The organism is Azospirillum sp. P4_B5 (assembly GCF_056402275.1).
Genome location: NZ_JBFUHT010000043.1, coordinates 18373 through 41672, shown reverse-complemented (window position 1 = coordinate 41672; position 23300 = coordinate 18373). Strand labels below are relative to the sequence as shown.

The 23300-nt window shown below is 70.3% G+C and carries 20 protein-coding genes; 8 read left to right on the top strand and 12 right to left on the bottom strand.

The window, feature by feature from the left end:
• Nucleotides 1-79 precede the first annotated feature (79 nt).
• Nucleotides 80-1516, bottom strand: a complete 1437-nt coding sequence (locus tag AC1DVI_RS25770; RefSeq protein WP_476960401.1) for a sigma-54 interaction domain-containing protein — start codon at nt 1514-1516, stop codon at nt 80-82.
• 203 nt (nt 1517-1719) lie between these two features.
• Here AC1DVI_RS25770 and AC1DVI_RS25765 point away from each other — a divergent pair, with 203 nt between their 5' ends.
• The 4 genes from AC1DVI_RS25765 to AC1DVI_RS25750 all read left to right on the top strand — a co-directional run bounded on the left by AC1DVI_RS25765 (nt 1720) and on the right by AC1DVI_RS25750 (nt 4700).
• Nucleotides 1720-2295 (top strand): sigma-70 family RNA polymerase sigma factor, encoded by a 576-nt coding sequence (locus AC1DVI_RS25765; RefSeq protein ID WP_476960400.1) that lies wholly within the window; start codon nt 1720-1722, stop codon nt 2293-2295.
• Nucleotides 2292-2945: a ChrR family anti-sigma-E factor gene (locus tag AC1DVI_RS25760; RefSeq protein WP_476960399.1), complete on the top strand. Its 654-nt coding sequence runs from the start codon at nt 2292-2294 to the stop codon at nt 2943-2945. The genes AC1DVI_RS25765 and AC1DVI_RS25760 overlap by 4 nt, the downstream gene beginning before the upstream one ends.
• Nucleotides 2946-3013: 68 nt before the next feature.
• Nucleotides 3014-4213 carry a DNA polymerase IV gene (locus AC1DVI_RS25755; RefSeq protein WP_476960398.1) on the top strand — a complete coding sequence of 400 codons (1200 nt, stop codon included), beginning with the start codon at nt 3014-3016 and terminating at the stop codon, nt 4211-4213.
• Nucleotides 4214-4307: 94 nt separating this feature from the next.
• Nucleotides 4308-4700, top strand: a complete 393-nt coding sequence (locus AC1DVI_RS25750; protein ID WP_137104949.1) for a DUF4280 domain-containing protein — start codon at nt 4308-4310, stop codon at nt 4698-4700.
• Nucleotides 4701-4844: 144 nt separating this feature from the next.
• Here AC1DVI_RS25750 and AC1DVI_RS25745 read toward each other — a convergent pair whose 3' ends face one another.
• The 11 genes from AC1DVI_RS25745 to AC1DVI_RS25695 all read right to left on the bottom strand — a co-directional run bounded on the left by AC1DVI_RS25745 (nt 4845) and on the right by AC1DVI_RS25695 (nt 17785).
• A complete protein-coding gene (locus tag AC1DVI_RS25745) occupies nt 4845-5522 on the bottom strand; it encodes a toxin-antitoxin system YwqK family antitoxin (RefSeq protein WP_476960397.1) in 678 nt (225 codons plus the stop codon).
• Nucleotide 5523: 1 nt separating this feature from the next.
• Nucleotides 5524-7599, bottom strand: a complete 2076-nt coding sequence (locus AC1DVI_RS25740) for a type VI secretion system Vgr family protein (protein WP_476960396.1) — start codon at nt 7597-7599, stop codon at nt 5524-5526.
• A 16-nt stretch (nt 7600-7615) separates the two neighbouring features.
• Complete coding sequence (tssH, locus tag AC1DVI_RS25735) at nt 7616-10231, bottom strand: type VI secretion system ATPase TssH (RefSeq protein ID WP_476960395.1); 2616 nt, start codon at nt 10229-10231, stop codon at nt 7616-7618.
• Between the two features lie 80 nt (nt 10232-10311).
• Nucleotides 10312-11496, bottom strand: coding sequence for a type VI secretion system baseplate subunit TssG (tssG, locus tag AC1DVI_RS25730; protein WP_476960394.1), 1185 nt, complete (start codon nt 11494-11496; stop codon nt 10312-10314).
• The gene (tssF, locus tag AC1DVI_RS25725; protein WP_476960393.1) at nt 11493-13289 is read right to left on the bottom strand and encodes a type VI secretion system baseplate subunit TssF; all 1797 of its coding nucleotides are present in this window, start codon (nt 13287-13289) and stop codon (nt 11493-11495) included. Before tssF ends, tssG begins: the two co-directional genes overlap by 4 nt.
• Before the next feature lie 14 nt (nt 13290-13303).
• On the bottom strand, nt 13304-13777 hold the full coding sequence (gene tssE, locus AC1DVI_RS25720) for a type VI secretion system baseplate subunit TssE (RefSeq protein ID WP_476960392.1): 474 nt from the start codon (nt 13775-13777) through the stop codon (nt 13304-13306).
• Nucleotides 13778-13928: 151 nt separating this feature from the next.
• Nucleotides 13929-14444: an Hcp family type VI secretion system effector gene (locus AC1DVI_RS25715; protein WP_109071735.1), complete on the bottom strand. Its 516-nt coding sequence runs from the start codon at nt 14442-14444 to the stop codon at nt 13929-13931.
• A gap of 38 nt (nt 14445-14482) precedes the next feature.
• A complete protein-coding gene (gene tssC / locus AC1DVI_RS25710; RefSeq protein ID WP_476960391.1) occupies nt 14483-15952 on the bottom strand; it encodes a type VI secretion system contractile sheath large subunit in 1470 nt (489 codons plus the stop codon).
• A 49-nt stretch (nt 15953-16001) separates the two neighbouring features.
• A complete protein-coding gene (gene tssB / locus AC1DVI_RS25705; protein ID WP_109071733.1) occupies nt 16002-16538 on the bottom strand; it encodes a type VI secretion system contractile sheath small subunit in 537 nt (178 codons plus the stop codon).
• A 168-nt stretch (nt 16539-16706) separates the two neighbouring features.
• A complete protein-coding gene (locus AC1DVI_RS25700; RefSeq protein ID WP_476960390.1) occupies nt 16707-17270 on the bottom strand; it encodes a hypothetical protein in 564 nt (187 codons plus the stop codon).
• A 200-nt stretch (nt 17271-17470) separates the two neighbouring features.
• Nucleotides 17471-17785 (bottom strand): hypothetical protein, encoded by a 315-nt coding sequence (locus tag AC1DVI_RS25695; RefSeq protein ID WP_476960389.1) that lies wholly within the window; start codon nt 17783-17785, stop codon nt 17471-17473.
• Nucleotides 17786-17965: 180 nt separating this feature from the next.
• Between AC1DVI_RS25695 and AC1DVI_RS25690 the strand changes: the two genes are divergently transcribed.
• The 4 genes from AC1DVI_RS25690 to AC1DVI_RS25675 are packed head-to-tail and all read left to right on the top strand — an operon-like array spanning nt 17966 to nt 23290.
• Complete coding sequence (locus tag AC1DVI_RS25690) at nt 17966-18718, top strand: hypothetical protein (RefSeq protein WP_247874224.1); 753 nt, start codon at nt 17966-17968, stop codon at nt 18716-18718.
• Nucleotides 18715-20673: a hypothetical protein gene (locus tag AC1DVI_RS25685; protein WP_476960388.1), complete on the top strand. Its 1959-nt coding sequence runs from the start codon at nt 18715-18717 to the stop codon at nt 20671-20673. The genes AC1DVI_RS25690 and AC1DVI_RS25685 overlap by 4 nt, the downstream gene beginning before the upstream one ends.
• On the top strand, nt 20670-22694 hold the full coding sequence (locus AC1DVI_RS25680; RefSeq protein WP_476960387.1) for a PP2C family protein-serine/threonine phosphatase: 2025 nt from the start codon (nt 20670-20672) through the stop codon (nt 22692-22694). The genes AC1DVI_RS25685 and AC1DVI_RS25680 overlap by 4 nt, the downstream gene beginning before the upstream one ends.
• On the top strand, nt 22691-23290 hold the full coding sequence (locus AC1DVI_RS25675; protein ID WP_476960386.1) for a lytic transglycosylase domain-containing protein: 600 nt from the start codon (nt 22691-22693) through the stop codon (nt 23288-23290). The genes AC1DVI_RS25680 and AC1DVI_RS25675 overlap by 4 nt, the downstream gene beginning before the upstream one ends.
• Nucleotides 23291-23300 lie beyond the last annotated feature (10 nt).

The following is a 23300-nucleotide window of genomic DNA, read 5'->3' as shown; positions in this document are numbered from 1 at the left end:
TCTCCCTCCCTTGCGAAGCGGGGGAGGGAAGGGGCCCGCGGCGAAGCCGTGGGAAGGGCGGGGGCAATACGCCTCCTCCTCACACCGTCCCCTGGGCATCCTCCTTGATCCCCAGCGCCTGCATCCGCTCGTAGAGCGACGCCCGCGAAATCCCCAGCAGCTTGGCGGCCTTCGCCTTCACCCCGCCGGTGCGCGACAGGGCGCCGACGATGGCCGCGCGTTCCGTGTCCTTCAGCACGTCGCTCAAGGGACGGTTTCCACCCTCCGCCGGGCGGTCGGCCGAGCCGGCCGGACCCGCCGTGCGCGGCAGGGCGGCGCGGATGTGCTCGGCGGTCAGGGCCGCGTCGTCAGTCATGGCCGACACCCGTTCCAGCACGTTGCGGAGTTCCCGCACGTTGCCCGGCCAGTCGTAATCCTCCAGAACGGCGATGGCCCCGGCGGTCAGCTCCCGCGACGCGGCGGCGGTGGTGAAGGCCAGCTCGTCGAGGATGCGGTCGGCGATGCTGCCGATGTCCTCCGTCCGGTCGCGCAACGGCGGCAGGGTGATCGGAACCACGTTCAGCCGGTAATAGAGGTCGGCGCGGAACTGCCGCTCGCGAACCAGGGCGTCGAGGTCGCGGCTGGTCGCCGCGATCACCCGCAGATCGACGCGCACCATCTTGTTGGAGCCGACCGCTTCGAACTCCCGCTCCTGAAGCACGCGCAGCAGCTTGGCCTGGAGCGGCAGCGGCATGTCGCCGATCTCGTCGAGGAACAGGGTGCCGCCGTCGGCGAGCTGGAACTTGCCCTCGCGCATTTTGCGGTCGGCGCCGGTGTAGGCGCCAGGGGCGACGCCGAACAGTTCCGATTCCAAAAGATTTTCCGGAATCGCCGCGACGTTCACCCCGACGAAGGGCGCCCCGGCGCGCGGGCTGGCGGCGTGGATGCCGTGGGCCAGCAGCTCCTTGCCGGTGCCCGTCTCGCCCAGCAGCAGGACTGTGCTGTCGAGCTGCGCGGCGCGACGGGCCAGGCGCTTCACCTCGCGCATGGAGTCGCTGTTGCCGATCATCTGCGACAGGGAGTATTTCGCGCGCCGCTCCTGCGCCAGCTCCTGCCGGGTGCGGTTCAGCTCCTCCTGGAGCTTCTGGTATTTCGACATCAGCGGGCGCAGCCGGTCGGCCCGGTCGAACAGGGCGAAGCCGATGGCGCCGATCAGCGTCCCATCCTCCGCGCGCAGCGGCAGGCGGGTCACCACGATGGTGCGCTCCCCGATGTCCATGAGGTCGAGCAGCATGGTCTGCCCGCTCTCCACCACATGGCGCATCTGGCTGTTGGGAATGACCTCCTCCACCGGGCGGCCCAGCGCGTTCTCCGGGTTGCCCGAATAGCCGAGCAACTCAAGATAGCGGTCGCCGATCCAGGCGATCCGTGCATGTTGGTCGACCACGATCAGCCCGACGCAGGCGTCCGCCAGATGCTGGAACAGCGACTCCACGGCCCTTGCCCGTAGATGTTCGAAGTTCGGTTCGAGGCTCATGCCTTCTTCCTTCTTGATGAGGGGCTTGGTGGAGGGCGTCGCGGACCTAGCATCAAGTGGGGGCACCATACCAGGGAATCCAGTTGGGGGATGCTTGACCCATACGCACGGCAGCAACACTATGCCGAATTACGCCGTGTGCCGCGGGACACGCTGTTGTATGGTGCGGCACGACGCTGACCGACTGAAGACTTGTCCCTGGCATGCTGCCGAAGGCCGATTCGAACGACCCGACCATGCCGGACCACGAGCAACTGCTGCTTGCCGTCGCGCGCAACCGCGATTCCACCGCGTTCCGCGCGCTGTTCGATCACTTCGCGCCGCGGATCAAGGCCTACATGCGCCGGCTGGGCGCTGATAGCAGCGCGGCGGAGGAACTGGTCCAGGACGTCATGATGGCGGTGTGGCTGCGGGCGGACCGCTTCGACCCGGCGCKGGCCAGCGCCTCCACCTGGATCTACACCATCGCCCGCAACCGCCGGATCGACCGCGTCCGGCAGGAGCGGCGGCCCGAGCTTCAGCCCGATGATCTGATGTCGGACGTTGGGGAGGAGCCGACGCCCGACCACCAGTTCGAAGCGGCCGAGACGGCCTTCCGCCTGCGCGCGGTGATCGGCAACCTGCCGCCGGAGCAGGCCGACGTGCTGCGGCTCGCCTACTACGAGGACAAGGTTCATGCGGAAATCTCCGCCGAACGCGGCATCCCGCTGGGAACCGTGAAGACCCGCTTGCGGCTGGCCCTCGTTCGCCTGCGCCGGGCTTTCGGGGAGGGGGCGTGACCGTGCCGGCCCATCATCCCGCCCCCGAACGGCTTCTCGACTACGCCGCCGGCAGCCTGCGCGAGGTGCAGTCGTTGCTGGTCGCCGCGCATCTCGCCTATTGCCCGGACTGCCGGGCGCAGGTCGCGGAGATGGAGGCCTGCGGCGGCGTCCTGCTGGCTGATCTGCCCCCCGAACCGGTGTCCGATTCGCTGTTCGGCACCCTGATGACCCGGCTCGACGCCACGGTTGCATCGCCGCCGCCCGTTCCCGCGCCGGCCGGAAAAAGCCTGTTTCCCGGTCCGCTGCGCCGCGCCATCGGGGCGGAGCCGGAGGCGCTGGAGTGGGTGCGCGTCGTTCCGGGCGTCCACCTGTCCGCCTGGGGCGTCAGCGCCGGAACGGCCTCGGCTTGCCTGCTGCGCATGGCGCCAGGGTCGCGGGTGCCGGCCCACCGTCATACCGACAGCGAGATGCTGCTGGTGATGAAGGGCGGCTTCTCCGACGAGTTCGGGGCCTACCGGGTCGGCGACGTGGCGTCCTACGACACCGGCACGCCGCACCACGCCGTGGCCGACGCGGACGGGGAATGCCTGTGCCTGCTGGTGCAGGACCAGCCCCTGGTGTTCACCGGCCCTCTCGGCTGGCTGCTCAACCGGGGTTTCCGTTTCTGAGCGGGAAACTGGAACGGGACAGGAACATTCCTGCCCCGCCGCGGGCGCTCTGCTGCTAGACTGCGGCCATGGTTGTGTTCGACGATTGCAAGGCCCTGTGCCGCGACTGCGCGGCGGCTGTCCGCGGGAGCGAGCCGCGCTGCCCGAAATGCGGTGGCCGGCGGCTGGTCCGGCATGAGGAGCTGCACGGCCTCGCCATCGGCCACATCGATTGCGACGCCTTCTACGCCACGGTGGAGAAGCGCGACCGGCCGGAGTTGGTCAGCCGCCCGCTGATCATCGGCGGCGACCGGCGTGGCGTGGTGGCCGCCTGCTGCTACATCGCGCGGATGGCCGGGGTGCGCTCGGCCATGCCGATGTGGCAGGCGCTGGAGGCTTGTCCGGACGCCGTCGTGCTGCGGCCCGACATGGCGAAGTACAAGGCGGTGGGCCGGCAGGCGCGGGAGCTGATGCAGGCATTCACCCCGCTGGTCGAGCCGCTGTCCATCGACGAGGCCTTTCTCGACCTGTCCGGCGTGGCGGAGCGGCTGAGCATCAGCCCGGCCCAGGCGCTGGCCGAACTGATTCGCCGGTTCGAGAGCCAGCTGGGCATCACCGCCTCGGTCGGGCTCAGCTACAACAAGCTGTTCGCCAAGATCGCCTCTGACCTGGAGAAGCCGCGCGGCTTCTCGGTGATCGGGCGGGGGCAGGCGCTCGACTTCCTGGCGCCCAAGCCGGTGTCGATCCTGTGGGGTGTCGGGCCGGTGCTCCAGCGCAAGCTGCAATCGGACGGCATCCGCACGGTCGGCGACCTGCGCGGCTGGTCGGAGATCGATCTGGTGCGCCGCCACGGCAAGATGGGCCGCCTGCTGCACCGCTTCGCCCGCGGCCAGGACGACCGGCGGGTGGAACCGGGCTCGCCGAGCAAGAGCATTTCCGCCGAGACGACCTTCGATTGGGAGACCGCCGACAAGGCCGCGCTGAAGGACGCGCTGCTTCCGCTGGCCGAGACGGTGGCGCGCCGCTTGTCGGCCGCGGGCTTGCGGGGGCGCAGCGTGGTGCTGAAGATGAAGACCGCCGATTTCCAGACGATCACCCGCTCCCGCCGCGTCGATCCGCCCGCGCGTTCGGCGGGGCTGATTTGGCAGACCGGCTGCGAGATGCTGGACGCCGAGCCGGACGGGCGGTCGATCCGCCTGATCGGCGTCGGCTGCACCGACCTGCTCGACCCGGAGACCGAGGCGGAGCCGGGCCTGTTCGACGGGTTCGGCCCGTCTCCGCCGGGTTGAAGCGAATTCGGACCATTCCGGTCCAGGGATCGCTTGCCGCAGGGCGGCGGCGGCGCCCACTCTTCGCCTGGACGTTTCAGTATGGAGAGACGGGATGAGTCAGGCGGTGTGCGCGGGCGCCATGATGACCTGCAGCTTCGGGGCGGCGCCGTCCGCCCTGGTGGTGCTGCCGCTGAACCGGACGATGGCCGGCGGGCCGCCGATGGCGAACATCATGGACAACAAGCCGATCATGAACATCCCGCCCTTCGGCGTGTGCACCAGCCCGGCCAACCCGGTGGTGGCCTCGATGATCCCCGTGCCGCCGCCGGGCGTGATCAAGCCGCAGCCCTGCGTTCCCTGCACCGTCGCCCCCTGGGTGCCTGGAGCACCCACGGTCATGGTCGGCAACATGCCGGCCCTGACCTCCACCAGCAAGCTGATGTGCAACTGGGGCGGGGTGATCCAGATCACGCTGCCGGGGCAGTTCACGGTTCAGACGCCGTAGGGTGTGCGGGGGGCTTGCCCCCTCCCTAGCCCTCCCCCGCTATCGCAGGGGAGGGGACTACCGCCGCTTCGCAGAAGGCACCCTCCCCTGCGCCAGCGGGGGAGGGCCGGGGTTGGCGGCAACGTCCTCGCTCTCGGAGTGCCCTCACCCCGCCGGCGGCTGAAGCACGGCGATTTCCTTGCCGTCCTCCGAATAGGTCCGCAGCGGTTCGATCAGCAGGCCACGGCGGTAGACGCCATGCTGCATCAGCGCGCCGGAGGGGAAGTAGCGACGCAGCACCCCGTCCTGAAGCCCGTCCAGGAAGGCCCCGCGCTCGCTCACCGTGCCGTCGTCGTAATAGCCCAGGACCGGGCCGTGCAGGCGGTCGTTGGCGTAGCTCTCCCGCCGCATCGGGCGGCCCTGCGGGCTGTGGAACAGCGCCTCGCCCTCGCGCTTGCCGTCGCCGTACTGGAAGACGGCGGCCACCGTGCCGCTCTCGTGGAAAAAGACCGACGGCCCGTTCAAGAGCCCGTCGCGGTAGGTCATGCGGCAGGTCGGGCGGGCATTGGCGTAGAAGGTCGTCAGTCCGTGCTGCACGCCGTCCACATACTCGGCGACCTGGATCAGGGCGCCGCCGGGGGCGTAATTGCGCACCTCCCCGTGCAGCTTCCCGGCGCGCAGCCGGGCGCGGAGGATCGGGTGTCCATCGTCGCCGTAGGCGGTGTAGAGGCCGTGGAACTGTTCGTCGCGCATCTCGCCGCTGCGCACGATGCGGCCCTGCTCGTCGCGCTCCTCCACCGGCTGGGGATCGGATGCAGCGTGGTCGGCTGTCTCAGCGGCCATCTCAGTTCACCTTCACCAGGGTGCCCTTGACGGTCAGGATGCCGCCGGCGCTGACCTCGCCCATGCCCTGGGCCTTCAGCGCGGCGGACAGCCCTTCGGCGGACAGGGCGAGGCCGGCTTTCAGGTTCATGCCCATGCTGGCCTTGATGTCCATGCCCATGCCCGACTTGATCTCCATCGCCATGCCGGATTTGGCGTTGAAGGCGCCGCCGGCGTCGAGTTTCATGTCCGTGCCGGACTTGACCCCGACCTCGCCGGAGGTGGCCGTCACCTTCACCGACTTGCCCTTGATGACCACGTCGCCGGTCACGTCGATGGTCAGGTTGCCCTTCACGGTCAGGGTGTAGTCGCCGTCGGCCTTGTGGATGAAGTCGGCCTTGTTGGTGTGGGTCTCGTTGCCTTTCACCGTCACGGCGCGCGTGCCCTTCGCGACGTCGTGCGTCTCGTTGCCTTCCGACACGGTGATGCTGTGATCGTTCTTCACGGTCAGCTTGCGGTCGTGCTGGATGTCGATGGTGCTGTCGTTCTCGACCGTCTCCACCTCGTCGTGCTTCACGAGGCGGGTCACGTCGTTCAACACCTCGACGTTCATGTCCTTCTGGGCGTGAACGAAAATCTCCTCGGCGTCGGCCTTGTCCTCGAAGCGGATCTCGTTGAATTTGCCGGTGCCGTTCTTCGAGGTCTGGGTCTTGATGGTGCTCTTGGTCGAATCGTCGGGCAGCGTGTAGGGCACGGTCTGCTCCGCGTTGTAGACGGAGCCGGTGACCAGCGGGCGGTCTGGGTCGCCGTCGAGGAAGGTCACCACCACCTCCTGCCCGACGCGGGGGAAGAACATGATGCCGTAGTTCTTGCCCGCCCAGTTCTGCGCGACGCGGACCCAGCAAGAGCTTTTCTCGTCCTTCTTGCCCAGCCGGTCCCAGTGGAACTGCACCTTGATGCGCCCGTACTTGTCGAGCCAGATCTCCTCCCCGCTCTTGCCGACGACGATGGCGGTCTGGGTGGAGTGGATGCGCGGCTTCACCGCCGTGTCGAGCGGGCGGAAGGGCAGGTCCGGCGGGAAGGCGGTGAAATGGGCGTTGAAATGGCCGCTCGCCCCGTCGATGCGCACGGAATACAGGACATACTCGGCGTTCAGGTCGCTCTTGCTGTGGCCGGACACGGTGATGCGCGTCCCGGCCTCCAGCGACCGGCATTCGCCGCTGCCGCGCACCCGGCGTCCGGGGAAGGCCAGCGCCTGCTGGCGCAGCTTGGCCATCGCCTCGCCATCCGACGAGGTGGTGTGGCGGCCCATGTAGTCGCTGACCGTGCCGAATCCCGACGCGCCCTCCGCCGTGGCGTAGAGGTCGGTCGAGGGGGTCTCGAAATGGTAGCCGTCGATGCCGTAGCTCTTGGTCGTCACCCGCCGCTCGACACTGAGACCGTTCAGCACATGGTCTTCGTCGTCGTGCCCTTCGGTGTTGCGGTACTCGAAGGTGTCGAGCAGCGGGCTCTTGGCGAAGGCGTTGGCCCCGTCGCCCAGCACCAGCGTGTGCTTCCCGTCCTCATGCGCGAAGTAATAGAAGATGCCTTCCTCTTCGAGCAGACGGGCGACGAAGTTGTAGTCGGTCTCGCGGTACTGCACGCAATATTCGCGCTTGGCGTAGGTGCCGGTCAGCGATTTCTTGAGGTCGGTGTAGCCGGCGCCCTTGCAGACCTCCTCGACGATCTCCGGGACCGTCTTCTCCTGGAAGATGCGGCAGTCGCCGGAATGGGTCAGCATCCACAGCCAGGGGTGAAGCTCCGCCTCGTAATGGGCGACCTGGCCGCGGTCGTCGACGTGGGTCAGCTCGATCCGGCCGACGATGGCGTTGATGTAGCGCACCGTCTCCTGGTCGCCGAGCGTGATGGCGACGGTCACCGCCTTGCCGACGACGCGGTCGAAGGCGATGTCCTCGTCCGACGAGATCATGGTGATGCGGTAGGTGAATAGCGACGACAGCCGCTCCTCCCCCACGATGGTGCGCAGCGCCAGCGCGTCCGCCCCCAGCGGGGTGGTGATGGACAGATACTGGCCGTCCTGGGAAAAGCGCTTCGCCATCCTCGCCGCTCCCCGCTCAGGCCGCCGTGCCGTCCACGCTGACGGTGAAGCGGCCGTCCGCGCCGTGGTCCACGGTGATGCGGCCCACCGGCTGGCCGGCGGCGACGCGGTCGAGGATGCGGATCGCCACCTCCGGCACCACGAACTCCGACAGCAACGTGTCGATCATGCGCGCCCCGGCGTCGGAGTTCAGCGCCCGCAGCACCAGCGCCTCCACCGCCGCGTCGGTGACGGCCAGCTCGGCGCCGCGGTTGCCGGCGGTGCGGCGTTGCAGCTTGTCCAGCTTCATCGTCACGATGCTGCGGATCTGCGCCTCGCTCAGCGGGTAGTAGGGCACGACGGACAGGCGGCCGAGGAAGGCCGGGCGGAAGCGGCGGCGCAGCACGTCGGAAATGGCGGCCAGCCCCTCTTCCCGCGCCTCACCGATGCGCCCGGCGTCGAGCGCCTCGCGGCCCAGAGCGAACAGCTCGGTGTCGCCGAGGTTGCTGGTCAGCAGGATCAGCGTGTTGCGGAAGTCCACCTCCACGCCCTCGCCGTCCTCCAGCACGCCCTTGTCGAAGACCTGGTAGAACATGTCCAGCACGTCGGGGTGGGCCTTCTCGACCTCGTCCATCAGCACCACGGCGTGGGGGCGGCGGCGCACCGCCTCGGTCAGCACGCCGCCGCTGCCGTAGCCGACATAGCCCGGCGGTGCGCCGCGCAGGGTGGCCACGGCGTGGGCCTCCTGATACTCCGACATGTTGATGGTGATCAGGCTGTCCTCGCCGCCGTTCAGCAGTTCGGCGAGCGCCAGGGCGGTTTCGGTCTTGCCGACGCCGCTTGGGCCGCTCAGCAGGAAGACGCCGATGGGGCGCTGCGGCTCGCCCAGACCGGCGCGGTAGCCGCGCACGGCCCGCGCGATGGCCTGGAGCGCCTGCGGCTGGCCGACGACGCGGGCGGCCATGCGGTCCTCCAGAGTGGCGACCACCTCCAGATCATCCTTGGACATCGAGCCGACCGGGATGCCGGTCCAGTTCGACACCACGGCGGCGACCACGGCACCATCCACCCGGTGCGGGACCAGCGGGCTGTCGCCCTGGATCGCTTTCAGCTTCTCCATGGCCGCGGCGGCCTCCACCGCGTGGCCGGCCTTCAAGGCAGCCTCCACCGCATCGACCAGATCGCGCTCGCGCCTCCAGCGCTCGTCCAATGTGGCCTTCTCCAGGGCCAGCGCGCCGCGACGTTGCGAAATCTGCGTCAGGCGGGCGTGGTGGGCGGTGCCGGGTTCGGCTTCCAGCCGCTCCGCCTCGCGGGCCAGGATGACGTCCTCGCGCTCCATCGCCTCGATGGCCTCGGGCTTGGAACTGCGGGCGATGGCGACGCGGGCGCAGGCGGTGTCGAGCACGCTGATCGCCTTGTCGGGCAACTGGCGGGCGGGGATGTAGCGGGCGGACAGGGCCACGGCGGCGGCGATGCCGTCGTCGAGCACGCGGACCCCATGATGCTCCTCGAAGCGGCGGACGAGGCCGCGCAGCATGGCCGCCGCCGCCGTCTCGTCCGGTTCCGGCACCGAGACGGGCTGGAAGCGGCGGGCCAGCGCCGGGTCCTTTTCGAAATACTTCTTGTACTCGGCCCAGGTGGTGGCGGCGATGGTGCGGAACTCGCCGCGCGCCAAGGCGGGCTTCAGCAGGTTGGCGGCGTCGCCCTGGCCGGCGGCCCCGCCGGCGCCGATCAGCGCGTGCGCCTCGTCGATGAAGACGACCATCGGCACGGGGGAGGCCGAGACCTCCTTGATGATCGACTTCAGCCGGTTCTCGAACTCGCCCTTCACCCCGGCCCCGGCCTGGAGCAGGCCGAGGTCGAGCGTGCGGATGACCATGCCGCGCAGCGGCGGCGGCACGTCGCCCTCGGCGATGCGCAGGGCCAGCCCCTCGACGATGGCGGTCTTGCCGACGCCGGGGTCGCCGACCAGGATCGGGTTGTTCTGGCGGCGGCGCATCATCACGTCGATGACCTGCCGGATCTCGCGGTCGCGCCCGATCACCGGGTCGATCTTCCCGGCCTTGGCCTGGGCGGTCAGGTCCTGGCTGTACTGGTCCAGCATGGCCCGCCCGTCCGACGCGGCGGAGACCGGAGCGGCGGCGGGAGAGGATTCGGATGCGGCGGCGGACGGTCCGCCTTCTTTCAGGACGCGCACCAGCTCCGGCAGGTCGGACGCGGTGCGCTCGCGCGGCAGGGCGAGCAGGGAGGGGGCGGACTCCGTGACCACCGCCCGCACGGAATCGCAGGCGACCGCGGCCCAGAGGATGGCCGGCAGAAGGATCTGCGGGCTGTCCAGATGGGTGACGGAGATCAGCAGTGCCGTCTCCAGCATCTCCGGAACGCGGGGGGAGAAGGCCGGGGTGCGGCTGTTGCCGCGGCGGATGCGGTCCAGCGCGGCTTCGAGTTCCGTTTCCAGCCGGCCCGCCTCGACGCCGTAATGGCGCAGGATGCCGGCGACGGTGGCGTCCTTCAGCCGCAGCAGCGCCAGCAGCACATGCTCGGCCTCGACGTCGTAATGGGTCTGCGAGACGCACAGCGCGGCGGAGCGTTCGAGGACCTTGCGCCCGTCGCGGTCGAGCTTTCCGATGAGGGACTTGATGTCGGCGGTCACGGGACGGCTCCCTGGGGTGACGTTGCGGGCGGGGCGGGGTCAGGTGCTTGTGAAGTCCCCTCTCCCCCCTGGGGAGAGGGTTAGGGTGAGGGGGGTGCGCTTGTTGGTACGTCCGGCACAAGCGCGACCCCCTCACCGGCCCTCCGGGCCACCCTCTCCCCGCTTTCGGCGGACCAAAGGTCCGCCTGTCGCGTCAGCGCAAACTTCGTTTGCGCGTGAGCGGGGGGGAGAGGGTTGAAGGGGGCGGGGTCGAGGGTCAGGCGCCCGTCCTTCAAGTTGGGGCGGCCCGGCGCCCGCAGCCAGGAGGTCCAGCCGAGGCGGCTGCCCTCCGGCGGCTTGGTGGACAGGCGCGTTGGCGGCACCTTCGTGGCTTCCAGCACCAGCACGATACGGAAGTCCATGCCGTCCCCGGTGTGGAAGCGGGCGAGCGCGCAGAGCGTCTGGTGATGCCGCCCATCGGGCAGGAACTCGCGGAAGCGCTCAAGGCTGTCGAGCGTCAGTTCGATGGCGTAGCAGCTCTGCTGGTCCCAGACGCGGCGGCCCAGCACGACCGTGCGGCCGAGGCTGTTGTTGCGCGCGCCGAAGCCGCCGCCGATACGGGTCCGGCTCTCCTCGTCCAACGGCAGCCAGCGCCCGACGAAGCTCTCCACCCGCACCTTGACCCGGAAGACGGCGCCGAGGATCGCTTCCAGCCCGGCCGACGAGCGGCGGCGGTTTCCGAGGATGCCGGAGAAGGCCAGCAGCATGCGGTCGGGGGTGCCGGGCAGGCGCTGTTCCAGGCCGGGCGTGCCGATTCCGGCCAGCGCGCGCAGCACGCGGGCCATCAGGGTGCGTTCGGGGTCGCGCTCCAGCAGGGGCAGGCTGCCCTGGCGGGTGCGGTAGAAGATCGACATCAGGCGGTGGTTGAAGATGTCGTAGAAGGCCGAGCCCGCCGTGTCGCGCCGCGCCGCCCGCTCGACGAGCAGTTCGGTGGCGACGTAAGGCAGGGGGCCGTTGATGCCCGCCACGCCCAGCACGGGAGAACGCACGACGCCGCGCCCGTCCTCGGTCCGCCGCGCCTCGACGACGTCGCTGGCGGGGAAGACGAAGCTGGGGTCGTGCTCGATGCGGACGGCCTCCTGCTCCGGGTCGATGCCGGTGCCGAGCGGCGCGTAGCCGGGGGCGGCGCGCTCCAGCAGGGCGATGGCCTGCAGCAGGTCGAAGCCCCAGGGCTCGGCCTCCAGCCGGTCGATCAGGGCGGGAGGCGGGGACGCGCGGTCCGTCACAGGACCGGCTGGCTGCCGGCAAGGCGCGACCATGCCTTCCACACCCCTTCCCGTTGCACCGAGCGCAGCTGAAGCTGGGCGAAGGCGTTGACGTTGACGTAGAGCCCGAGGAAGCGGCTGAGCACGCCGCCGAAGACCAGCGGGCTGGCGCCGACGAAGTTCCGCTCGTCCAGGGCCACCGTCACCTCCAGCCCGCGCACGAAGCCGCGCCAGGCGTCCTGCCCCATGCGGTGCAGCACCGGGCGGGAGGACAGGCCCTGCACGCCGCGGATCTGGTGCTGGGCGGACGGGTCGTCGGGCGCATGCAGCAGCAGGATCGATTGCAGGGCGCGCAGCCCCTCGGCGTCGCCGGTCAGGCTGAGATGGTTGACCGAAAGGTGCGAGATCAGTTTCCAGGCCGAGGAACCGCCCGCCGGGGCCGGGCGGCCGGGCGTCGGCTTGTGCAGGCAGCGGATGGTGGCGATGGGGGCGGATTCCTCGATCATCAGCGCGGCCCCCGCCGGCACCTGCTCCGCCAGTGCGCGGTTGGTGCAGAGCGTGCGCACCAGAAGCGTCTCGTCCGCCGGGTCGGTCGGCGTCAGGTCGAGGTGGTGCAGGCTGAGATGGATGTCGGTGCCCGGCACGTCCTCCCGCTGGGTCGGCTCGTGGGCGGCCAGCCAGAAGCCGCGCGGCTCCGTCTCGGCCTCGGCGTGCTGGTGGGAGAAGAGGGGGACGTAGCGGTGGTGCATGCCGTCGCCGTCGCGCAGGCCGCTGACCTCCAGAATCGAATGGACCTCGGTCGTGCGCTCGCGCAGGGCGTCGGGGACGACACGGTAGGCGGTGCGCCGGTGGTTCAGCCGGATCGGCTCCGCCGTGCGGTTGAACAGATTGACGATGGGCGTGCAGCCGAGGACGAAGCTGTCCTTGCGCAGGGTCAGCCGGTTGGGCAGCGGGCGCGACATGGCGATCAGGATGTCCACCACCTCCCCCGACAGCCGGCCCTGGGGAAGCGGCAGGTCGTAGAAGTCGAACTTCTGCGGAAACTCGAAGTATTCCTGGAGCAGGCCGTAGGCGGGCTGGGCGTGCTTGGGATGGGGCAGCACCGTCTCGTCCGGGCCGAAGCCCACGGGGGCGATCAGGTTCTCGCCGCGCAGCCGCACCGGCGGCTTGCCGGGCTGGACGTAGGCGATCTCGACCACGCCGCATAGGAACAGCTCGTGCAGGGCGGAGGTGAGGATCGTCTCGCCGTCGATGAACAGGCGCAGCTTGTCGATCGGCAGATTCTCGAAGGACTGGTTGCGCGTCTCCAGCCGCAGCCGCAGCACCGAGGCGGTGGCGGCGCCGTCGAGGAAGTCGTAGCGGTCCGCCGGTTCCACCGCGGCGTCGGTCACCGCGACCGGCCACAGCGTCACGTCGTAGGCGGTGCGGAAGCGGCAGCGGATGTTGTCCTCGGCCACGGCGTGCAGCGGGGTGCCGCGCGGCACGCGGAATCCGCCGGTCAGCCGCCCCTCGCCGGGCGTCGGCTCCATCCGCGCGATGCCCATGGCCGGGATCGGCGCGATCATCTGCGGGTGCAGGATGCCCAGCAGCGCCTCGGAGAAGCGCGGGAACTCGCGCTCCAGATTCAGTTGCAGGCGACCCGACAGGAAGGCGAAGGATTCGATCAGCCGCTCGACGTTCGGGTCGGCGGCCTGATCCGGTCCCAGCGCCAGCCGGCGCGCGATCTTGGGATAGCTGCGCGCGAAGGCTTCGCCCGCCCGGCGGACGTAGAGAAGCTCGCGTTCGTAATGGTCGAGGAGATCCTCGCGCCGCATCCTGGTGCGTCCTTTCAGCCGGACTGGCTTGGCTCGGTGGCGGCCGGGCCGCGCAGGCCCACGTCGAACTCCAGCCGTTCGGTGACGGTGCCCGCCACGACCTCGCCGGAGATGCTGGTGACCATGGTGCCGCGCCCGGTTCCGGCGCTGACGGTCACCCGCGGGCGCTTCAGCCGCGGCTCGAAATCGATGATGGCCTGGCGCACCATCCGCTCCACCTGACGGCGGTCGGCGTCGGAGGCGGCGTCCAGATGCGTGATGTCGGAAATCCCATAGTCCAGCGCCGTTCCGCCAAGGTCGGGGCGGCGCGTGCCGGTGCTGCGGCTGTCGAGGATGCGCGCGACCTCGCGCCGGATGGACGCCTTGAGGTCGGGCATGGACAGCACCGTGGCGGACGGCTCGTCGCCTGTCGGCTGGTCCGGTTCGAAATCGATCAGCCGTTCGAACAGCAGCGACCGTCCGCCGGTCATCGTCTTGGGCTGGGTCATCGCCGTGTCCGTTGGGGGCTTCAGTTCCTTCTCCCCCTGGGGAGAAGGTTAGGATGAGGGGGGTGTGCTTTTGCTGGACGTGCCGACACGCACAACCCCCTCACCCAACCCTCTCCCCAGGGGGGAGAGGGCTTCCGGCAAGCGTGGAGAATTAGCTGTCGGAGACGGTGCCCTTCAGCAGGTTGAACTTCACGCCGCCACCGCCCTCGTGCTTCTGCTCCTCGGTGTAGCGCTTGTAGGTCCAGTAGATCTCGGTGGCGTTGATCTCGATGGTCTCGGTCGTGTCGCCCTCGTTGACGCTCAGGCTGTGCTTGGCGATCAGCGGGTTGGTCAGCTCGATCGTCAGGAACTCGCCCCACTGGTGGGTGTCGCCGATCGGCTTCAGGCAGTGGATGGTCCACTGCTTCTTGGCCGTGTCGGAGTTGGCCGAGCGCAGCAGCAGCGAGATCAGCTTGGGCGAGGCCCGGTCCCACTTGCGCTCAAGCGTGATGTTCTCGACCTTCGGGGTGTGGACCGTACGGCGGGCGTTGGTCGACACTTCCATTTCGACGGTCATGTCCTGCGACAGGGATTCGCACAGGATCATGTCCTTGAACACCACGCCCCCGGCGATCTCCACCGCGGACTCCCCCTGGACGTTGGGGATATCGAGAATGATCATAGACATGCGGATTTACTCCGGACGATGCGTTCGGGGGGAGGGGATCAGGCTTCCGGCGCCGGCAGTTCGGCGACCATGCGGATGGAGGCCGACAGCTCTTCGAGCTGGAAATGCGGACGCAGGAAGATGTTGGCGCGGTAGACGCCCGGACGGCCCGGCACGTCGTAGACGTCGATGCGGGCCTCGCGCAGCGGGAAACGGGCCTTCGTGCCCTGCGACGCCTCGTCGTCCAGAAGGACGTAGTTGGCGATCCAGGTGTTCAGGTGGTCCGTGATGTTGTTGCGCGTCAGGAAGGCGCCGATCTTGTCGCGCAGCATCACCTTCAGGTAATGGGCGAAGCGCGACGACACCAGCATGTACGGCAGCATCGCGGAGATGCGGGCGTTCGCGTTGGCCTCGTCGGTGTTGTAGACCTTCGGCTTGTTCGTGGTCTGGCCGCTGAAGAACGCCGCGTAATCCGTGTTCTTGCAGTGGACCAGCGAGATGAAGCCGAGGTCGTTCAGCTCCTTCTCGCGGCGATCGGTGATGGCGATCTCCGTCGGGCACTTCAGGGCGACGTCGCCCTCGTCGGTCTTGAAGGTGTGGCTGGGCAGACCCTCGACCTTGCCGCCGCCTTCCACGCCGCGGATGGCCGCGGTCCAGCCATGCTTGGCGAAGCTGTCGGTGATGCGCGCGGCCAGCGCCCAGGAGGCGTTGCCCCACAGGTACTTGGAGTGATCGCGCCCGTCGGTGTCCTCGACGAAGTTCATGCCTTCGACCGGAACGGTGTTCGGGCCGTAGGGCAGGCGCATCAGGACATGCGGCATGGTCAGCGAGACGTAGCGGGAGTCTTCCGACGAACGGAAGGACCGCCACTTCACCATCTCGGCCGTCTCGAAGATCTTCGACAGGTCGCGCGGAGCGCCCAGCTCGCCGAAATTCTCCATGTCGAACATCGCCGGCGACACGGCGCTGATGAACGGCGCGTGGGCGGCGGCGGCGAGGTTCGACATCTTCTCCAGCAGGGAGATGTCCTGCGGATGGCGGCCGAACTCATAGTCGCCGACCAGCATGCTGTAGGGCGTGCCGCCCAGCGTGCCGTACTCGGCCTCGTAGACCATCTTGAACATGGCGCTCTGGTCGAACTCGACCGCGCTGTCCAGGTCCTTCTGGAGGTCCTTGCGCGAGACATTGAGGACGCGCAGCTTCAGCGTCGTCGAGGTCTCGGTGTTCATGACGAGGTAGTTGAGGCCGCGCCACGTCGCTTCCAGCTTCTGGAAGTCGGGGTGGTGCATGACCTCGTTCAGCTGGTCGCTGATCAGCTCGTCGATCTGCGCGATGCGCTGGTTGATCGCCTCGACCACGTCGATGGCGGAGGCGTCGCCGGTCTCGGCGAGGACCTGGTCGACGAATTCGGTCAGAAGGTCGCGGGCGTAGGGCCGCTGGCCCTCTTCGCGCGCCATCTTGCCTTCGACCATCATGCGGTCGAGCAGGGACAGACTGGCGGCGCTCTCAACGGACGTTTCCGTGCTCACCTGTTCGCTCCGTGAAGGGGGTTCTGGTTGGGCTTACCGGGAGGGGGGATCAGGCGGGCTCGCCCGCGGGCTCGCCGGCCGGGGTGCCGGCCACCGGGCCGAGGAGCTTCTTCAGCTCGTCCTGCTGTTCGGTGCTGGTGATGACGTCGTTCAGCAGGCCGTTCAGCTCGTCGTTGCCGTCCAGCTTGGCCAGCAGGTCCGACAGCTTCTGCCGGGCTTCGAACAGGCGGCTCAGCGTCGGCACCTGCTTCAGCACCTCCACCGGCTGGAAATCGTCCATGTGGCGCATGTTCAGCAGGATGTTCAGCTTGCCGCCGTCCTCCTGCAGCTTGTTGTCCACCTGGAAGGCGAGGCGCGGCGCCGTGGCGGCCATCACGTCGTTGAAGTTGTCGCGGTCGATCTCGACGAACTTGCGCTCCTTCAGCTTGGGAAGGGGCTTCTCCGGCTTGCCGCTGAGATCGGCCAGGATACCGACCAGGAAGGGCAGTTCCTTCATCTCCTGGGCGCCACCGGTGTGGACCTCGTAGGTGAGCTTCACCCGCGGCGGGCGGACGCGCTCCAGCTTCTTCTGACTGCTCTCGCTCATATCTGACGACCTCATAGGGTTGTGCGCGTCGCGCGCCGGCTGTCGAGCTTCGCCATCATTCGAAAGGCACCCCTGTCGAGGCCAGTCGAGATGGACCCCAATTGGACGACATCGCCCCGGAACACCTCCGTTTCGGAGGGAATGTCCGGCATACGAAGCATCGCCCGCTCAGCTTCGAAGGTGCTGCAAGAGGAAGTTGCGGGCCTCCAGCAGTTGACTCATCCGCTCGGCGCTGGACAGCAGGCCGGTGTCGGGGTGGAAGATCGGGGCCAGCGTGCGGAAGCGGCTGTTCACCACCTGCGGGTCGAGGCCCCATTCATGGGTGAAGCCCAGCACGTAGGTGGCCTGCCAAGGCTTGCGGATCGGCTGGCGCAGCGGGCGGAAGGCCAACGTCTCCAGCGCCGCAGTCAACTGCTCCAGCCGCAGGCGGCAGCGGCTCATCTCGCTTTCCACGGCGTTCAGCTCGCCCGCGGTGATGAGGTGCGCGCCGTCATCGTTGCCGATGGTGGCGGCGACCCAGGCGGCCTTGCGCACGGTCGCCGCGTCCAGCGGCGTGGCGTGGCGTACGCGCAGCTTCGGCACCACCCGCACGCGGCGGGTGCCGCCGCTCTTCAGCGTCACGGTGCGGTGGGAGACGTCCACCGGCTCGGGGCTGCCGGGATCGGGCAGATGGGTCAGCGCCTCCGGCCCGACCAGCGTCAGACAGGAGCGGATCAGGGCGGGCACCGTCATGCCGCGCGCCGCCGCCGCGGAATTCACGGCGGCGAAAAGGGCATGCTGACAAGGTGCTGTGATGGTGGGCAAAGGGCCTCCGGGTACGCACGGCGGTATTGCCCCGCAAGGTGTGCGATGGCGGCCCGCCGCGGAACGCCTTGTTGGTCCACTCCCGGAGTCACGCCGCCGGAACTGCGTCCGTTGCGGAGCGAAGGCGGTCAGACGCCTTTGCCGCCGCGGATTTCCTCCATCACGGCGCGGATGCCGGTTTCCAGCGCCCGGACACGGCGGCGCTGCCGCTCCTCCCGCCGCAAGGCCTCCTGCGCCTCGCCGCGCAGACGGTCCACCTCCTCGACCAGCGAGGGGGCGACGGTGCCGCGGTCGGTGTAGAACAGACCGATCTGGATGACGTCGTAGAGGGAGGTCCCGGCGGGCATCAGCCGCTCCAGCGCCGAGAGGGCGGCCAGCCGCTCGCCGGGGGAGTCGCTGCGCAGCCGGGCGAGGATCGCGTGCAGGCGGGCATCCCGGTTCATGATGGCCGGTTCATGATGGAGCGCGTCCTCTCTGATTGGCCGGTCTGGTCGGCCGGTCTGGTTGGCCGGGCAGTATCGCAGGGGCCGGGGAGCGGCAAAAGCAGATCAGACCAAGTTGGGCCAATCTGAACGGGATGCCCCCGTGGAAAGCCGCTATAGCCGGACCCTGGGAGGCTGGCCATGCTCTACGGTTTCGGGCGTCTGGCGCTTGTGTTGTGGCTGTGCGCCGTGGGCGGGCAGGCGTTCACCCTGTTCGCCTTTCACAACGCGGTGGCGGAGGCACACACGGCGGAAATCGCCGCGCGCGCGTCGGCGCTGGCCAGCCGCGTGGCGGCCAGCGCGGCGGAGCGCGCCGCCATCGGCTTTCCGCTTGCCGACCAGAACGACCTGCAAAGGCTGATCGAGGTAGCGTCCACCGGTGGCGGTGGTGTGCGGCTCTATGTGGTGGACCCGCGCGGGACCGTGCTGTTCGCCACCGCCCAGGCGGCGGGAACACCGGTGCCCGCCTCCTGGATGGGGGGCGCCGCGGGGCTGCCGGCGGAGCCTTGGGACCTCGCGGACCGCGACGGCGTGCTGGTCGGCGTGCCGGTGGCCGACGCGCTGGGCAAGCCCGCCGGCGCCGTGCTGGGCCTCGCCCCGCAGCAGGACGCGCGGGTGGAGGTTCTGGCCGCGCTGCGCGAGACGGCGACGGTCACCGCCGTCTTCCTCGCCGCCATCGGGCTTCTCGCCGTTCTGGGCACGCGGCTTCTGCTGTCCGGCGTCTGCCGGTCCGTTCTGGAGCGGACGGCCTTTTACGCCGCCGAGGCGCGGCAACTTCAGGCCGACGCGCCCGCCGCCGTCGCGGTGGGCGATCCGGCGCTGTCCGCCGTCCTGGCCGGGCTGCGCGCGGCGGAGACCGAGGCCGCCCGCATCGATGGGGAGGTGCTGCGATGACCCGCCCGGCGACGCTGTTCCCCCAGCGCGGCGTGTTGCGGCGCTTCATCCCGCTGATGGCGGTGGTGGTGGTGGTGCCCTGGCTCGCCACGCTGGCGGCGGCGCTGATCGCCGCGGCCGGGCTGGCCGACCGGGGAACCGCTTCCCGCGCCGAGATCGTCGGGACGGGCATCGCCCATGACCTGGAGAAGGCGCTGGCCCTCGGCCTGCCGCTCGACCGCATGGCCGGGATGGACGATTATCTGGGCGAGGCCGGCGCGGTCTTCCCGGAGATCAAGCTGATCCTGGTGGTGGACGGCGCCGGCCGTCCCTTGTTCCAGAAATCCGACGCGGCGCGGCCCGACCTGTCGGTCCGGCTGGTGCCGGCGGAAACCGACTGGTCCGCCCTGGGGCTGGTCCTGCAACGCTTTCCCATTCGACAGGGTGCCGCGACGGCGGGTGAGGTCCTGCTGGGCCGCAGCGCCGTGGCGCAGCCGGCCAACGCGCCGCGCATCCTGATCGACTTCGCGGTGGCGCTGAGCATCGCGCTGGCGCTCGGCGGGCTGGCGCTGCGCACCATGCTGAACGCCCAGGTGATGGCGCCGCTGCGGCTGGCGGCCTCGCTGGAGGCCAACCTGGCGCGTTCCGCCTACGACCGCATCGCCCCGCCGGTGGAGCAGAGCCTGATCGGCACCCTGCTGGCCGAGATGAACCGGGTGGTGACCGGGGTGAACGACCGCTTCGCCCGCCTGCGCAGCTATCTGGCCGAGGTGCGCGACCTCAGCTTCAACAAGGACGCCGCGGCGGAGGTGGCGCCGCTGATCGAACGGATCGAGCGGCTGGGCCGCTTCTCGCCGGATCGGCTGACCGCGCTGGCGCCGCCGGACGCCGGGTCGTTGCCCTACGCCACCGCCTTCTGCGCCGGCGTGGGGGCGGCGGTCGCCGCAGCCATGGCGGCGCGCCACCTGCCGCCGGGCGTGGCGCTCGGCGGGGTGGTTCTGGGCATGGCCGCGGCGGTTCCGCTCGCCCTCGCGCTCGGCCGCCGCGCACCCGTCGCGGGAGCGCTGGCGCTGGGCGGTTGGGCACTGTTGACCGGACTGGGCGACGGGGCTGCGGTCTGGTTGACCAGCGTTGTGCTTGGCGGGGCGGTGCTGGGCGGGCTTGCCGCGGCGCTTCCCTTCCAGTCGGCGCGTCCCGCCGCGGAAAGCCTGCGCGCCGGGCCGGCGGTATCCGCCGCCGGTGGTCTGGTCGCCGGTACGGGGCTGTCGGTTCTGTGCATCGGCGGTGGCGTGCCGACTGTTCTTATGGCCGGAGCGGTGCTGTCGGGGGTGGCCGGCCTGCTGGCCGCCGTCCGGCTGGAGCGGCGGAGCGGTCTGACGCTGCCGCGCGTGACCCTCCGCGCTTTGCTGGCGGTGGACCGCTGGTGGGTGGATGGGACGGTGCGGCCCAAAGGCTGGGGCCTATGGCTGGTCACGGCGCTGGCCTTGGCGGTGTTGAGCCGGGCCGACGGCAGCGGGGCGATGGACGCCCGCCGGGTTTCGGAACTTTTCTGGCTGCACGCCACCCCGGCTTGGCTGGCCGCGGCGCTGGTCGCGGTGCTGGTGCCTCAGGGGGCGGCGACGCTGGTGGGTTTGGGCGCGACGGCGGTGGTTGGGCTTCTCCTGGCGCTTGGCCCGGTGGAGCCGGGAACGGCCGTCGCGCTGGGCGCCGCCGCGGCGCTTGGCGCCGGCCATGCGGGCTTCGCGGCGTCCGGGAATTGGGAGGGGCTGACCGGGGTCCGCGCCGCGCTGACCCTGGCCGGGACGTTCGGCGTGCTGTGGCTGTCCGGCGGGAGCAACACGGTGGTGGCCGCCGGAACGCTGCCCTCCCTCGCCTTGCTCGCCGGGATCGCCGCGTTGCCGCCGCTGACGCTGGCCCTGTGGCGCCACGCCGCGCCGCGCCGGCGCGTTCCGGTCGAAGGGGAGGCCGCGCGATGACCGGTCTTCGCCAGCGCATGACGGTGGCCGCCGCCTCGGTGGTCCTCGCCGTGCTCGTCACCTCCGCGGTCTTCGCCCTGCTGCGCATCGAGAGCGGGGCCACCCGCCACGCCGAGGACGAGGGGCGGATGACCCTCCGGCTGTGGGAAGGGCTGCTCGACCAGTCCGCCGCCGCCGCTCGGGTGGCGGTCGGCGATCCCCGCCTCACCGACGCCTTGGAGCGCGGCAACGCCGCGGCGGTGGCGGAGCGGCTCGGCGCTCTGGGCTTCACGGCGGCAACGGTGATCAACGGCGCCGGGCAGACCCTGCTCGCCATCCCGGCCGACCAGCCGATCCGCCTTCTCGACGAGCGGCGCATCGGGCAGGTGCTGGCCCGCAACGACACGCAGGACGGGCTGGTTCTGACCGGCGGTGCCGCGCAGCTTCTGCTCGCCCGCCCCCTCGGCGCGCAGCGGCCGGCCGACCGGGCGCTGGTCGCCACCCGTCCGCTGACCGGCAGCCTGGAGGCGCTGGCCGGCATTCTCGGCGGCTCCGCCTTCCTGATCGGCAGCGACGGCGCATTGTATGGCCACGCCGGACCGCTGGCCTGGGCGGACGTGCGTCCCGCCGCTGAGCGCGGCGAGGAGGTGCAGGCGACCATCGGCGCCCGCGGCTACGGCGTGCGCAAGCTGCGCCTGCCCAAGGTGGCCGGCACGGAGGGGGACGGCACGCTGTACCTCGTCACCGTGCGCGAGACCACGCTGGCCGCCATGGCCGACAGCCTGCTCGACAGCTCGGCCATCCTGGTGGTGCTGATGGTTCTGGTGGCGGGGACGCTGGGGCTGGACTGGTATTTCCGGCGCATCTTCACGCCGGTCTACGCCTCGATGTCCGCCCTGTCGGCCCTGGCGGCGGGGGACACCGGCGTCGCCGTGCTGGGAGCGGAGCGCACCGACGAGGCCGGGCAACTCGCCCGCACCGTGGAGGTCTTCCGCAGCCGCAGCCGCGCGCTGCGCGACGCCGAGGAGCGGCGCGCCCGCCACTGGCTGCGCCAGCAGTCCTTCATCCGCCGCCAGATGCTGCGTCTGTCCGAAACCCTGCCGGAGCAGGGGCGGCGGGAGCTTCTCGCCGACCTCGCCCGCATCGAGGCCGCCTCGGAGGGCAAAACGCCCTGCGCGCGCACCGACGATCCCGGCGCGCTCGCCGTCGCCTTCGAGGTAATGGCGGAGCGCGTGCGCGACCAGCACACCGCGCTCGACGCCATGGTCCGGCAACTCCAATCCGCGCTGGACACCCGCACGGAGCTTCTGGAATTGCAGAAGCAGTTCGAGATCGCCCGGCGCATGCAGGCGGCCATCCTGCCGCCCGACCTGACCTCGGCGCCCGATCTGGAAGCGTCTGGCCTGATGCGTCCGGCGGCGGAGTTCGACGGCAGCTTCTACGACTTCTTCCTGACGGCGGACGGGTCGCTGGCGGTCCTGATCGGGCAGGTGTCTGGCGGCGGGCTGGCGGCGGGCTTCATGACGGTGACGGCGCGCGCCGCCTTGCGGACGCTGGCGGCGGCCGGGCTCGGGCCGGCCGCCTGCCTGACCGGCGCCAACCGGCTGCTGGCGGCGGACAACGCTGCGGGCCTGTCGATCGGCCTCGCCATGGGCATCGTGTCGCCGCGGTCGCGCCGGCTGGTCTTCGCCGCCGCGGGCGTGCCGGAGCCCTTCCTGCTGCGGCGCTTCGGCGATGTGGTGGACCTGCCGGTGGCGGCCAACCCGCCGCTCGGCCTCGACCCCGCGATGACAGCGGTGGAAACCGCGCTCGACCTGCCGGTGCCCTCGACGCTGGTGCTGTGCAACGGCGGGCTGCTGGACGGCGAGAACCGCTTCGGCGTCGCCTTCGGGCGGGCGCGGCTGACCGGCATCCTCGGCAATCTCGACGACCTGTCCGCGGCCAGCGTCACCGCGGCGGTGTCCGCCGGGCTGGCCGAGCATGGCGGCGGCGCCGCGATGGCGGTGGACCGGCTGTGCGTCGCCCTGCGGGTGCGGGCATGAGGGCGCGCGGCATTCTGACCGGCGCGCTCGCCCTGATGGGCGCCCTGCTGGCCGGGCCGGTGGCGGCGGAGGTTGGCCCGATGTCCGAGGGCGGACCGGCGCTGTTCCAGTGCAGCCGCTACCTGCGCAACGGGGAGGCGCTCTACGGCATTCCTCCGGGCATTCTGCACGCCATGAGCGTCGTGGAGTCCGGGCGGGCCGGGATGCCCTGGCCCTGGGCGCTGAACGTCTCCGGCCGCCCGCACTATCCGGCGACGCGGCGCGAGGCGCTGCGGCTGATGCAGGACGGCGAGGGCGGCCTGCGCGGCGACGTGGCGGTCGGCTGCATGCAGATCCACACGCGCTGGCACGCCGGCTCCTTCGCAGGGGGCGAGGACATGCTGGACCCCGCGGTCAACGTCGCCTACGCCGCCCGCTTCCTGCGCGAACTCTACGACCGCCACGGCTCCTGGACGGAAGCGGTGCGCCGCTACCACGCCAGCGATCCGACGGCGCAGGACACCTATCTCTGCCTCGTGCTCGACCGGCGGGTGCGGCTCGGCTACCAGCGCGAGACGGCGGAGATGCGCCGGCTGTGCGGTGGCCCGGAATCGTGAGCGCGAAGCC

Coding starts and splice junctions, on each gene's coding strand:
- AC1DVI_RS25770 (WP_476960401.1), bottom strand. CDS start 1,516: ATGAGCCTCGAACCGAACTTCGAACATCTACGGGCAAGGGCCGTGGAG.
- AC1DVI_RS25755 (WP_476960398.1), top strand. CDS start 3,014: ATGGTTGTGTTCGACGATTGCAAGGCCCTGTGCCGCGACTGCGCGGCG.
- AC1DVI_RS25750 (WP_137104949.1), top strand. CDS start 4,308: ATGAGTCAGGCGGTGTGCGCGGGCGCCATGATGACCTGCAGCTTCGGG.
- AC1DVI_RS25745 (WP_476960397.1), bottom strand. CDS start 5,522: ATGGCCGCTGAGACAGCCGACCACGCTGCATCCGATCCCCAGCCGGTG.
- AC1DVI_RS25740 (WP_476960396.1), bottom strand. CDS start 7,599: ATGGCGAAGCGCTTTTCCCAGGACGGCCAGTATCTGTCCATCACCACC.
- tssF (WP_476960393.1), bottom strand. CDS start 13,289: ATGCGGCGCGAGGATCTCCTCGACCATTACGAACGCGAGCTTCTCTAC.
- tssE (WP_476960392.1), bottom strand. CDS start 13,777: ATGACCCAGCCCAAGACGATGACCGGCGGACGGTCGCTGCTGTTCGAA.
- AC1DVI_RS25715 (WP_109071735.1), bottom strand. CDS start 14,444: ATGTCTATGATCATTCTCGATATCCCCAACGTCCAGGGGGAGTCCGCG.
- tssB (WP_109071733.1), bottom strand. CDS start 16,538: ATGAGCGAGAGCAGTCAGAAGAAGCTGGAGCGCGTCCGCCCGCCGCGG.
- AC1DVI_RS25700 (WP_476960390.1), bottom strand. CDS start 17,270: ATGACGGTGCCCGCCCTGATCCGCTCCTGTCTGACGCTGGTCGGGCCG.
- AC1DVI_RS25695 (WP_476960389.1), bottom strand. CDS start 17,785: ATGAACCGGGATGCCCGCCTGCACGCGATCCTCGCCCGGCTGCGCAGC.
- AC1DVI_RS25690 (WP_247874224.1), top strand. CDS start 17,966: ATGCTCTACGGTTTCGGGCGTCTGGCGCTTGTGTTGTGGCTGTGCGCC.
- AC1DVI_RS25685 (WP_476960388.1), top strand. CDS start 18,715: ATGACCCGCCCGGCGACGCTGTTCCCCCAGCGCGGCGTGTTGCGGCGC.
- AC1DVI_RS25680 (WP_476960387.1), top strand. CDS start 20,670: ATGACCGGTCTTCGCCAGCGCATGACGGTGGCCGCCGCCTCGGTGGTC.
- AC1DVI_RS25675 (WP_476960386.1), top strand. CDS start 22,691: ATGAGGGCGCGCGGCATTCTGACCGGCGCGCTCGCCCTGATGGGCGCC.